This window comes from Arthrobacter sp. H41 (assembly GCF_000520535.1).
Taxonomy (GTDB): domain Bacteria; phylum Actinomycetota; class Actinomycetes; order Actinomycetales; family Micrococcaceae; genus Arthrobacter_D.
Genome location: NZ_KI914783.1, coordinates 24,801 through 35,974, shown reverse-complemented (window position 1 = coordinate 35,974; position 11,174 = coordinate 24,801). Strand labels below are relative to the sequence as shown.

The 11,174-nt window shown below is 66.6% G+C and carries 12 protein-coding genes; 8 read left to right on the top strand and 4 right to left on the bottom strand.

Annotated elements, in window-relative coordinates; translation table 11 throughout:
* The 4 genes from Y705_RS18060 to Y705_RS0106820 form a co-directional block, all read left to right on the top strand.
* A partial coding sequence (locus tag Y705_RS18060) for an ABC transporter substrate-binding protein (protein ID WP_253908522.1) occupies nucleotides 1–1,137 on the top strand: 1,137 nt, incomplete at its 5' end.
* Nucleotides 1,138–1,146: 9 nt separating this feature from the next.
* On the top strand, nucleotides 1,147–2,100 hold the full coding sequence (locus Y705_RS0106830) for an ABC transporter permease (RefSeq protein WP_026532315.1): 954 nt from the start codon (nucleotides 1,147–1,149) through the stop codon (nucleotides 2,098–2,100).
* Nucleotides 2,100–2,978 (top strand): ABC transporter permease, encoded by an 879-nt coding sequence (locus tag Y705_RS0106825; protein WP_026532314.1) that lies wholly within the window; start codon nucleotides 2,100–2,102, stop codon nucleotides 2,976–2,978. Before Y705_RS0106830 ends, Y705_RS0106825 begins: the two co-directional genes overlap by 1 nt.
* Nucleotides 2,944–4,611 (top strand): dipeptide ABC transporter ATP-binding protein, encoded by a 1,668-nt coding sequence (locus tag Y705_RS0106820; RefSeq protein WP_081737860.1) that lies wholly within the window; start codon nucleotides 2,944–2,946, stop codon nucleotides 4,609–4,611. Before Y705_RS0106825 ends, Y705_RS0106820 begins: the two co-directional genes overlap by 35 nt.
* Before the next feature lie 7 nt (nucleotides 4,612–4,618).
* Here Y705_RS0106820 and Y705_RS0106815 read toward each other — a convergent pair whose 3' ends face one another.
* From Y705_RS0106815 to Y705_RS0106805, 3 genes are all read right to left on the bottom strand, one after another.
* Entirely contained in the window at nucleotides 4,619–5,833 is a 1,215-nt protein-coding gene (locus tag Y705_RS0106815; protein ID WP_026532312.1) for an NAD(P)/FAD-dependent oxidoreductase, read from the bottom strand.
* 65 nt (nucleotides 5,834–5,898) lie between these two features.
* Nucleotides 5,899–6,204, bottom strand: coding sequence for an MmcQ/YjbR family DNA-binding protein (locus tag Y705_RS0106810; protein ID WP_026532311.1), 306 nt, complete (start codon nucleotides 6,202–6,204; stop codon nucleotides 5,899–5,901).
* Nucleotides 6,205–6,234: 30 nt separating this feature from the next.
* Nucleotides 6,235–6,786, bottom strand: coding sequence for a dihydrofolate reductase family protein (locus tag Y705_RS0106805; RefSeq protein WP_026532310.1), 552 nt, complete (start codon nucleotides 6,784–6,786; stop codon nucleotides 6,235–6,237).
* Between the two features lie 166 nt (nucleotides 6,787–6,952).
* Here Y705_RS0106805 and Y705_RS0106800 point away from each other — a divergent pair, with 166 nt between their 5' ends.
* The 4 genes from Y705_RS0106800 to Y705_RS0106785 are packed head-to-tail and all read left to right on the top strand — an operon-like array spanning nucleotide 6,953 to nucleotide 10,562.
* Nucleotides 6,953–7,993, top strand: a complete 1,041-nt coding sequence (locus Y705_RS0106800; protein ID WP_026532309.1) for an NAD(P)-dependent alcohol dehydrogenase — start codon at nucleotides 6,953–6,955, stop codon at nucleotides 7,991–7,993.
* Nucleotides 7,994–8,028: 35 nt separating this feature from the next.
* Nucleotides 8,029–8,640: a hypothetical protein gene (locus tag Y705_RS0106795; RefSeq protein ID WP_026532308.1), complete on the top strand. Its 612-nt coding sequence runs from the start codon at nucleotides 8,029–8,031 to the stop codon at nucleotides 8,638–8,640.
* Nucleotides 8,637–10,244, top strand: a complete 1,608-nt coding sequence (locus Y705_RS0106790; protein ID WP_049822388.1) for a GMC family oxidoreductase — start codon at nucleotides 8,637–8,639, stop codon at nucleotides 10,242–10,244. Before Y705_RS0106795 ends, Y705_RS0106790 begins: the two co-directional genes overlap by 4 nt.
* A gap of 27 nt (nucleotides 10,245–10,271) precedes the next feature.
* Complete coding sequence (locus tag Y705_RS0106785; RefSeq protein WP_026532306.1) at nucleotides 10,272–10,562, top strand: GNAT family N-acetyltransferase; 291 nt, start codon at nucleotides 10,272–10,274, stop codon at nucleotides 10,560–10,562.
* A gap of 77 nt (nucleotides 10,563–10,639) precedes the next feature.
* Here Y705_RS0106785 and Y705_RS18055 read toward each other — a convergent pair.
* The coding region (locus tag Y705_RS18055; RefSeq protein WP_049822387.1) for an IclR family transcriptional regulator at nucleotides 10,640–11,174 on the bottom strand (535 nt) is incomplete at its 5' end.

Here is an 11,174-nt window from a genome sequence, read left to right as displayed (position 1 = left end):
ACCGTGGAAGTCACCTACGCCGAGCCCTTCGCACCCCTGACTGCGGCACTGGCCGACCGTGCCGGCATGATCCTCTCGCCCGCGGCGCTGGCCGCGAACGGTGAAGCCTTCGGCGACAGCCCCGTCTGCGTGGGCCCGTTCAAGTTTGCGGAACGGATCCCCCAGACCTCCATCACCGTGGAACGTGATCCGCTCTACTACGACGCCGAGAACGTACACCTGGACACCATCACCTACCGCATCATCACCGACTCGAACATCCGCGCGGCGAACCTGCGCTCGGGCGACGTCCAGGTGGCCGACACCATCTCCACCCAGGATGTCGGCGAACTCATGAATGAGGACGGCATCGGTATCCTCCAGGTAGGTTCCCTCGGCTACCAGGGGATCACGGTCAATGTCGGCAACACCGACGGCGTCGGCGCGGCCCCGGGAGTCATCGACACCCCCATCGGCACCGATCCCACCATCCGCAAGGCCCTGTCCATGTCGATCGACCGTGAGGCCCTCGTGGAATCGGTCTTTGGCGGCTATCACGAGACCGCATGCTCCCCGATCTCCCCGGCGAGCCCGTTCAGCACCGAGGCAAGCGAGGCATGCCCCGAGTACGATCCCGAGGCGGCCATGGCCCTGCTGGAGGAAGCGGGCGTCGAGATGCCCTACAAGATCCAGATGCAGGTCAGCAACAACCCCGACACCATCCGGTTCGCCCAGGCGCTGCAGGCCGCCGTCACCGAGGGTGGCTTCGAGATCGAGATCCAGCCCGTCGAATACTCGACTCTGCTCGACGTCCAGGACCGCGGCGACTACGAGGTACTCCAGCTCGGCTGGTCCGGCCGCGTCGACCCGCACGGCAACATGTACAACTTCCTCTCCACCGGAGGCGGCGCCAACTACTCCGGCTACAGCAAGCCCGAGGTCGATGAACTGCTGACCCAGGCCTCGCAGTCGAACGAGATCGACGAACGCTCCGAGCTGTACGGTCAGGCCGTCACCCAGATCCAGGAGGACAACCCGATCATCTACCTCTACCGCGTCCGCAGCCTCACCGGCTACTCGACCGACATCGCCGGTGTTGAGACCTTCGCCGACGGCGTGGTCCACCTCAGCAACGCGGCATTCGTCGAAGCAGGCTAAGCAGCCACCATGCTCAACTACCTCGTCACACGCCTGTGGCAGTCAGTCGTCACGCTCATCCTCGCCTCGATCGTGGTGTTCCTCGGAGTGCGCCAGCTCCCCGGTGACCCTGCGCTTGCGATGGCGGGGGAAGAAGCTACACCGGAGCGGGTCGAAGCGATCCGCGAGCAGCTCGGCCTCAACGAATCACTCATCACCCAGTACCTGAAGTTCGTGGGCAACATGCTCCGTGGCGACTTCGGGCAGTCCACGCGGACCGGCGCCCAGGTCACCGACCTGGTCGCCGCGACGCTGCCCGTCACGCTGTGGCTGTCGGCGTACGCGATCGTGGTCGCCGTCGTCGTGGGCGTGCTGCTCGGTATCATCGCCGAGAGGTTCCGGGGCCGCTGGCCCGAGTGGATGGCGAATGCGCTCGCGCTGATCGGGCTGTCGGTGCCGAACTTCTGGCTCGGCATCCTCGCCATCCTCTACCTCGCGGTGGCGTTCGGGCTGTTCCCGGCGTCGGGGTACGTTCCGATCACCCAGGACCCCATTCAGGGGTTCTATCACCTCACTCTGCCGGCGATCATCCTCGGCACGTCGCTGGCCGCGGTCATCATGCGGCAGACGCGGGCCTCGATGATCGAGACCATGAAGACGGACTTCGTGCGGACGGCCCGGGCCAAGGGCCTGAGCCGGCAGCGCGTCCTCGTCCGCTACGGTCTGCGGAACTCGCTGATCGTGGTGGTCACGATCATCGGGCTGCAGCTCGGCGGGCTCATTTCGGGGGCCGTGGTCACCGAGCGGATCTTCGCCCTTCCCGGATTCGGCAAGCTCACCCTCGACGCCGTCTTTACCCGCGACTACCCCGTCATCCAGGCCGTGGTGCTGCTCATCACTGTGGGCTACATCCTGATCAACCTCGCCGTGGACATCCTGTACTCGGTCATTAATCCGCGGATCCGCGTGGGAGGAAAAAGCTGATGACCGTCGTGGAAGTACGCAACCCCGGACTCGGTTCGGCTCGTGGCCGCGTCTGGCGTTCACTGCTGAAAAGCCCGCTCGGGCTCACCGGCGGCATCATGCTCGCCATCGTCGTCGTCCTCGGGCTCCTCGCGCCGCTGATCGCTCCCTACGGGCCGGCGGAGGTGCACTTCGACGCGCCGTTCCAGCAGCCCGGCACCGTCGGGTACATCCTCGGCACCGACGATCTGGGGCGGGACATTTTCTCGCGCATGCTGTTCGGCATCCGGGTGTCATTGCAGGTGGGAATCATGTCGGTGGTGCTCGCCGTCGTCGTCGGCACCCCGTTGGGGCTCCTCGCGGGCTACTGGCGGGGGCTCGACGGCGTCATCTCGCGCCTCACCGACGTGACGCTCGCGTTCCCGTTCCTCATCATCGCCGTCGGCCTCTCCGCCATCAGCGGCCCGAGCCTCACCAACGCAGCCATCGCGCTGGGGATCGCCCAGATCCCCACGATGATCCGCGTGGTGCGCGGCGAGACGCTGCGGATCAAGGAGACGGACTTCGTGCTCGGCGCGAAGACCATGGACGCCTCCGGCGTCCGCATCATCTTCTCCCACATCCTCCCCAACGCGGTGTCCGCGATCATCGTGCAGGCCACGGTGATCATGCCGGTCGCGGTGATCGGCGAGGCACTGCTCTCCTTCCTCGGGCTCGGCATCCAGCCTCCGACTCCGAGCCTCGGGATCATGCTCTCGGATGCCCAGCAGTACATCTCACGGGCGCCCACCGCGGCCATCTTCCCGGGACTGGCGATCGTGCTCATCTGCCTCGGGTTCAACCTCTTCGGTGATGCACTGCGCGATGCCCTCGATCCCACGAACTCCAGCCGAAAGTGATTCAGTGACTCTTCCAACCGCCGACGCGCCGGCTCCCCTGCTGTCTGTGCGCGGGCTCGAAGTGACCTTCGGAGACAACGCCGAACCCGTTCTGCATGACGTGAGTTTCGACATCCGCCCGGGTGAGCGGGTTGCCATCGTGGGCCAGTCCGGCTCCGGCAAATCGACCATCATCGGCTCGATCCTCCGGTTGCTGCCGGGTGACGGGCACATCACGGGCGGGTCGATCCTGCTCGGCAACGATGATCTCGCCACCGCTTCCGAGCAACACATGCGCAGTGTCCGCGGACGGCGGATCGGCCTGGTGCCGCAGGATCCGGCGTCCAACCTCAACCCATCGATGCGCGTCGGTGCGCAGATCGCCGATGCGCTCGCGGCGAGCGGGCACCGGAACGGCGCCGACGTCGAGAAGCGCGTCGTGGAGCTCATGACCGAGGCCGGCATTCCGGAGGCGAAGCGCCGGGCCAAGCAGTACCCGCACGAATTCTCCGGCGGCATGCGCCAGCGCGTGCTCATCGCGATCGCACTCTCGCGCCAACCGGAACTGCTGATCGCCGATGAGCCGACCTCGGCGCTCGACGTGACGGTCCAGCGGCAGATCCTCAACCACCTGCAGACCCTCGTGGACGCGCACGGAACGTCCCTGCTGTTCATCACCCACGACCTCGGGGTCGCAGCGGACCGCACCGACCGCATCATCGTCATGTCGGAGGGCCGGATCGTGGAGGTGGGAACACCCGCGGAGATCCTGCTCAATCCGCAGGAGGACTATACCAAGCGACTCGTCGCGGCGGCCCCGACGGCGGTGGCGGCAGTCCGGGTAGCCGCGGGCAGTTCCACGGTGAAGACAGGTCCCATCCTCGAAGTCTCGCACCTCGTCAAGGAGTTCAAGATCCGCGGCCAGCGCGGGAGCATCCTGCGCGCGGTCGATGACGTCTCCTTCTCGGTGGAACGAGGAACCACGACGGCGATCGTCGGCGAGTCGGGTTCGGGAAAGACGACGGTCGCGAGGATCATCCTCGGGCTGGAGTCGGCGACGTCGGGCACTGCCCTGGTTGATGGCGAGGGCATTACCGCGAGCCGCGGGCAGCAGCGGCGCGCCCTGCGGCGCAGGGTTCAGCCCGTCTTCCAGGACCCGTACGGATCCCTCGACCCCACCTACAGCATCGAGAAGCTGATCGATGAGCCGCTGCGCATCTTCAAGGTGGGCGACCGCCGCAGCCGGCAGGACCGCGTGGCCGAACTGCTCGACCAGGTGGCACTGCCGCGAACCGTGGCCCAGCGCCGTCCGAACGAACTCTCCGGCGGGCAACGGCAGCGCGTGGCGATCGCCCGCGCCCTCGCCCTGGAGCCGGAGCTGCTGATCTGCGACGAGGCGGTGTCAGCGCTCGACGTCCTGGTGCAGGAGCAGATCCTCACCCTGCTGGCGGATCTTCAGTCGAACCTCGGCCTCAGCTACCTCTTCATCACGCACGACCTCGCGGTGGTCCGCCAGATCGCCCACAACGTGGTGGTGATGAAGAGCGGCGAAGTGATGGAGGAAGGTGCCACCGACGCAGTGTTCCGCTCGCCGTCGTCCGGATACACGCGTGAGTTGCTCAGCGCGATCCCCGGCGCCTCGCTGGTGAGTTGAGAGTTGCTCAGGCCCTCCCCTTCAGGATCAGGTACCAGTAGACCCGTGGCAGGAGGACGCGGTCCGCGAACCAGGTGAGGCGCCGCTCCTTCGCCAGCCCCTTCCATAGGGGGATCGTCGGTTTGGGACGGTAGAGGTCGTCGAACTCCGAGAACACCACCGTTCCGCGGGACACCGTGAAGGGGCACGCCGAGTAGGAATTGTACTTCTTTCCCGGCTTCCTACCCTTCCGCACGGACACCAGGTTCCGCGCCAGCACGGCGGTCTGCATGCGCAGCGCAGCGCCGGACTTCGAGTTCTTCGTGCCCGCGGCATCGCCCAGGGACCACACGTTCCCGTAGCGCGTGTGCCGGAGCGTTTCCGGGTCCACCTCGACGAATCCGCCGGCGTCGCCGCGAGCGGGGAGGGTCGTGGCCTTCAGCCAGTCCGGCGCCGATTGCGGCGGAACGGCGTGCAGCACGTCGTAGGAGATACTCTCCGTTTCCCCGGTGAGTTTGCTGCGGACGACGGCGGTGCGGGCACCGGCGTCGACCCCGGCAAGCTCGCTGCTGGAGCGCAGCTCAATACCGTACTCGGCAATCTTGCGGTTCAGTTCGGCGTCGACGAGCGGCACACCGAAGATGGTGGGCGTCGGCACCACCAGCACCACGCGGATGTTCCCGAGGACGCCCTGTTCGCGCCAGTAGTCGCAGGCGAGGTACATCGGCTTCTGGGACGCACCGGCGCAGGTCGCCGGGCCGGCGGGCTGGGTGAACACCACCGTGCCCTTCCTCAGGTTCCGCAGCAGGTCCCAGGCCTTCGGGGCGAGCTCGAACTCGTAGTTCGACGCCCCGGACGGCGAGGCCATCGCGTCGACGAGTCCCGGCACCGCATCCCAGTCCTTCTGGATTCCGGGACACACCACGAGGTGCCCATAGGTGGCCCGGGCGCCCGAGGCAAGCAGCACAGTGTTGGCGTCGGTGTCGATTCCCGTAGCGGCGTCGCGGATCCACCGAACTCCCTTCGGCGTCACATCACCCTGCGGCCGCGTGGCCATGTCCACCGGAGCCGTTCCGCCGGCGATATGCGAGAGGAGCGGCTGGTACAGGTGGTGCTCTCGGGGCTCGACGACGGCGACGTCCCGAACGCCGTAGCGCCGCAGCCGCGCTGCCAGCGATATCCCGGCGTTGCCGCCGCCGAGGATGACGACGTCGGAATGGGTGGCGGCAGCGGGGGAAGGCATCATGGCTCGACCCTACAGCTCGCATCCGGTCGCCGGCCTGCTTGCTGTGAACGGGTGGTGAGCATCTACGCGCGCCCCTGCGCGATGCGGTAGGACTCGTCGATCAGCTCGGCCAACTCGTCGGGCTGGAGCCGGGCGAGGCGAACCAGCACGAGGTTCGGTGAGCGCTCATGGTGGGGCGTGATGTAGTACGTTCCGGGATCGATTCCGAGCAGGGCGTCCCGTTCACCGGTCTTCACGGTGACGACGCCGTCCTCCCATATCCTTGCCACCAGCGTTCCCGCGAACCACGCGGGCTGGTTCCAGCTGAGGCGTTCGCTCACGCCGAACAGCGCGAGGCAGATCCTCCGGACGTCGTGGTCAGTCGCCATGAGGGAAGGGCCTGCCGGAAGAGTGCCACCTCACCGCCCGTGCGCTCCGTAGACCAGGATCGCATTGCCCTTGCTGGTGATGGTGCTGTCCTGCAGCGTCAGCCGCGTCATCGGATCGCCGGTTTCGAAGAGGCGCCGCCCCGACCCGGCGATCACCGGGTGCATCATCAGCGTGAGCGAATCCAGCAGGCCGGCGAACAGCAGTTGCCGCACCACGGAGATGCTCCCGCACACGCTGATGTCCTTCCCGTCAGTGGCCTTCAGTCCGGTGACGAAATCCACCAGGTCCCCCTCGATCCGACGCGAGTTCTCCCACTCAAGGCTGTCCGTCAGGGAACGGGAGGCCACGAACTTCTCGACCGGATTGATGAAGGTGCCGAATTCGTCATCGGACTGGGCCTTCGGCCAGTAGCCCGACCACTCCTGGTAACTCACACGGCCGAGTATCACGGTGACGGTGCGACCGATCATCGCATCCAACCCGGCGCCGAGCTCATCATCGAAGCTGTCGAACTGCCAGAGGTGCGGGGACTCCACCACCCCATCGATGGAGGAGAAAAGCCCGGCGGTGACTCTGCGCATAGTGGTCTCCTCGAGGATCGGCGTACCGCTGAGTCAACTGATTGTGCGCGGATACGTCAAGAGCTGCGCCGCACCCTGCAGAAATCATCGGAATGGACGCCCCCTTCCCTTCTGCCGTAACCCCAGACAGACTCTAACCAGCACCCCGTCGACGCGCAGGAGGATCATGAAGGCTGTCCGTGTTCACCGGTACCGCGAAGATCCGTCGATCGACGACGTCCCGGAGCCGCGTGTCATCAGTCCATGGGACGTTCTCGTGAAGATCGGCGCAGCGGGGTTGTGTCGCACCGACCTCCACGTCATCGAGGGCCAGTGGGACCCGATCCAGCACCCGACGCTCCCCTACATCCTCGGCCACGAGAACGCCGGCTGGGTTTCCGAGATCGGGTCCGCCGTCTCCAACGTCTCCGTGGGCGACACCGTGATTCTGCACCCCCTCGTGACGTGCGGGCTCTGCCCTGCATGCCGCGAAGGGCAGGATTCGCACTGCGCGAACGCCAGTTTCCCCGGCCTGAACGTCGACGGCGGCATGGCGGAGTATCTGCGCACCAACGCCCGCTCGGTGGTGAAGCTCGATCCGCGCCTGCAGCCCGCCGAGGTGGCAGCACTGGCCGACGCCGGTCTCACCGCCTACCACGCGGTTCGCAAAGCCGTGCCCCTGCTGCCGCCGGGGAGCCACGCCGTCGTGATCGGCAGCGGCGGTCTTGGACACATCGGCGTGCAGTCGCTCAAGGCGCTCACCGCGGCGGAGGTGACCGTCGTCGACCGTTCAGCGGACGCCCTTGAACTCGCCCGCACCCTCGGTGCGGACCACACAGTCAACTCCGCCGACCCGAGCGGAACCGCAGGAGAACTGCTCGATATCACCGGAGGCGGAGCGCAGGTGGTCTTCGATTTCGTGGGAGAGCACGGCACCGAGCCGCTCGGCATCGCGGCCCTGCGGAACCGCGGCAGCTACTACTCGATCGGTTACGGCGGCTCGGTGAACATCGACACCATCGAGATCATCTCCCGGGAGATCAACGTGGTCGGCAACCTCGTGGGCACCTACACCGAGCTCACGGAACTCATGACCCTCACCGCACAGGGCAAAGTCACCCTTTCCACCCGGACCTACGACCTCGAGGACGCGGTCCAGGCGATGCACGACCTCGACGCGGGCCGACTTGTGGGCCGCGGCATCCTGGTTCCGAACCTCAATCGATAACGGCAACCGATCGAACAACCCAAGGGGCAAAAACAATGGCGTTTCCCGCGAAATATTCGGCCCTCAACGAGCTGCAGCTGACGGAGGAGGCACGGCGCACGCTCGCGCGGATCATCCGTGTCGCCTTCCCGCACCCGACAATTCCTGACGGCCCGTACGAGCGCATGGCCGACAAGATCGTTGCTGAGGCGCAGGAGTCCACGTGGTTCCGCGTGGCGCTGACGCAGGGCCTGCTCACCCTGAACACCCTTACCGAGGAGAAGTTCCTCGATCTCTCCGACGAGCGCGCGCTTGCGGTGCTCAAGCGCATCAGCGACCTCGAGTTCTTCGGCTTCATCCGCCGCACCACGGTACTGAACTTCTATGACGACCCTGAGGTGTGGAAGTACTTCGGCTACGAGGGCGAATCGTTCGACCAGGGCGGCTACCTGCACCGGGGCTTCGACGATCTCGACTGGCTCCCCGAGCAGCGTGTCGAGGAAAGCGACGAGGCGTTGGCCGAAATCGGCCCGCTGGGCTACGACATCGCACAGCACGCCCCCGCGCGCGCAGAAGGTGCCGGCGAGACCGGCGGCATCGAGCGCGAGGAACAGTTTCCCGACCTCTTGAGGGGCTCCGACACCGTACAGGAAGGCACCACACCATGATTGCAGAGCTGAACGGCGCGGCAGCCGAACCGGCGTCGGCCCATTTCGACAAGGACGACGCCGACGTCGTCGTCATCGTCGGCTCGGGCGCCGGCGGCGGAACGCTGGCCCACGAACTGACCACCAAAGGCGTGAAGGTGGTACTCCTCGAGGCCGGCGGGCACATCCGGAACGAGGACTACGTCAACAACGAGTGGGAAGCCTTCAACCAGATGGCCTGGCTCGATCCACGCACGACGTCGGGCAGTTGGCGTGTGGCACGCGACTTCCCGAACCTGCCGGCCTGGATCGTGAAGGCCGTCGGCGGCACCACGACCCACTGGGCGGGCGCGACACCGCGGTTCAAGGCGCACGAATTCAAGACCCGCACCACCTATGGGCGCATCGACGGCGCGAACCTGCTCGACTGGCCGATATCCCTGGCGGACCTCGAGCCGTACTACGAAAAAGCCGAGACGAAGATCGGCACCACCCACCGCCATGGCAGGCGGGCGATGCCCGCGAACAACAACTACAAGGTGCTCGCTGCGGGGGCGGACCGCATCGGCTACCGCCACTACGCAACGGGCCCCTATGGCACCAACGCCGAGCCCTATGACGGGCGGCCCGCGTCCATCCAGGACGGCTTCAACTTCCAGGGCGACAAGAACAAGTCCAAGTGGTCGACCCTCGTCTCGGAGATCCCCAAGGCGCTGCGCACGGGCAAGCTGGACCTGCGGCCGGACAGCCAGGCAGTCCAGATCACCCATACGCCCGAGGGCCGCGCGGACGGCGTGCTGTACGTGGACGCCGACGGAAACCTGCAGCGGCAGAAAGCCCGCGTCGTCGCCGTCGCCGGGAACTCCATCGAGACGGCGCGGCTGCTGCTGCTCTCGGGTTCACCGCTGTTCCCGGACGGCCTTGCGAACTCGTCCGGGCAGCTCGGCCGCAACTATATGCGGCACACCACCGGCTCGGTCTACGCGAAGTTCGATCGGCCAGTGCACATGTACCGCGGGGAAACGATGGCGGGGCTGGTGGCCGATGAGTCACGGCACGACGTCGACCGCGGCTTCTCCGGTGGGTACTACCTCGAAACCGTCGCGCTGGGGCCCGCGTTCCTCGCGAGCTTCGTCGATCCCGGCGCCTGGGGGCCCGGCTTCGCGTCACTGCTCGACGACTATGAGAACACGGCGGGCCTGTGGATCGTGGGTGAGGACATGCCGCAGGAGACCAACCGCATCACGCTGAACACGAGCGTGACGGACCGCCTCGGGCTGCCAGTACCGAATGTGCACTTCGACGACCACGCGAACGACACCGCGATGCGCAGCCACGGCTACCAGCAGGCGTCCCTGCTGTACGAAGCGGTGGGCGCACTGTCCTCGCACCACACTCCTCCGTATCCCTCGACACACAACCTGGGGACCGCGCGCATGAGCGAGCGCCCCGAGGACGGCGTGGTCAACGGGTTCGGCCAGGCACACGATGTGAGGAACCTGTTCGTGTCGGACGGGTCGCAGTTCACCACGGGAGGTGCAGCGAACCCCACGCTCACCATCGTGGCGCTGGCCATCCGGCAGGCGGAGTACATTGTGCAGCAGTTGGCCGCCTCGGCCATCTGAGTCCAGGAAACCTCGAGGGAGACCCGTATGAGCAGCAATCAGGACCTGACGGTCGCCGACGACCCGGAGGAGAACCGGTATGTGGCGCGCCGTGCCGGCGAAGCGGTCGGGTTCGCGGCGTACCGCCAGACTCCGGGCTGCGTGGTGTTCACCCACACCGGGGTGGATCAGGACATCGAAGGCCAGGGCGTCGGCAGCGCCCTCGTCCGGGCGGCCCTCGACGACGTCCGCAGGAAGGACCTCACCGTGAGCCCGGAGTGCTCCTTCGTGGCGGCCTTCATTCGGGAGCACGAGGAGTATCAGGACCTGGTGCGTTAGCTGCCTGATCCGACGCCGAAGGCGACAACAGCGGACGACGACGCCGGTCAGGCACCCGGCGTCGTCGTTCCGGCTCGTCAGTCGGGAAGCTCGAAGTCCTTGGAGATGGTCAGCGCGGCCTCGCGCAGCACCGGAACCGCCCTCGCGGCGAAGGCATCGTCGACCCGCGACACCGGTCCCGAGACCGAGATCGCCGTCGGCGTCGGCGCATCGGGAATCGCGATGGCGAAACACCGCACACCGAGCTCCTGCTCCTCCTCGTCGATCGAATAGCCCCGCTCGCGGATGACATCCAGGTCCTCGAGCAACTCCTCGACGGTCCGGATGCTCTTCTCCGTATGCGGTGGCATTCCCGCCTTCGCAACGATCCGCCGGACGGCTGCATCGCTCAACTGGGACAGCATCGCCTTCCCCACCCCGGTGTCGTGGGAGTGGGCACGCCGGCCCACCTCGGTGAACATGCGCATGGAATGGGGAGATGGCACCTGGGCGACGTAGACCACCATGTCGGCATCCAGCACCGCCATGTTCGCCGTCTCCCCCAGCGTATCCACCAGGTGCTTGAGCTGCCGGCTCGCCAGGGAGCCGAGCTGGCTGCTGGCACCTGCTCCG

Bases quoted from the DNA above. Each gene is read 5' to 3' on its own strand.
- Y705_RS0106830 (WP_026532315.1), top strand. From the start codon at position 1,147: ATGCTCAACTACCTCGTCACACGCCTGTGGCAGTCAGTCGTCACGCTC.
- Y705_RS0106825 (WP_026532314.1), top strand. From the start codon at position 2,100: ATGACCGTCGTGGAAGTACGCAACCCCGGACTCGGTTCGGCTCGTGGC.
- Y705_RS0106820 (WP_081737860.1), top strand. From the start codon at position 2,944: ATGCCCTCGATCCCACGAACTCCAGCCGAAAGTGATTCAGTGACTCTT.
- Y705_RS0106815 (WP_026532312.1), bottom strand. From the start codon at position 5,833: ATGCCTTCCCCCGCTGCCGCCACCCATTCCGACGTCGTCATCCTCGGC.
- Y705_RS0106810 (WP_026532311.1), bottom strand. From the start codon at position 6,204: ATGGCGACTGACCACGACGTCCGGAGGATCTGCCTCGCGCTGTTCGGC.
- Y705_RS0106805 (WP_026532310.1), bottom strand. From the start codon at position 6,786: ATGCGCAGAGTCACCGCCGGGCTTTTCTCCTCCATCGATGGGGTGGTG.
- Y705_RS0106800 (WP_026532309.1), top strand. From the start codon at position 6,953: ATGAAGGCTGTCCGTGTTCACCGGTACCGCGAAGATCCGTCGATCGAC.
- Y705_RS0106795 (WP_026532308.1), top strand. From the start codon at position 8,029: ATGGCGTTTCCCGCGAAATATTCGGCCCTCAACGAGCTGCAGCTGACG.
- Y705_RS0106790 (WP_049822388.1), top strand. From the start codon at position 8,637: ATGATTGCAGAGCTGAACGGCGCGGCAGCCGAACCGGCGTCGGCCCAT.
- Y705_RS0106785 (WP_026532306.1), top strand. From the start codon at position 10,272: ATGAGCAGCAATCAGGACCTGACGGTCGCCGACGACCCGGAGGAGAAC.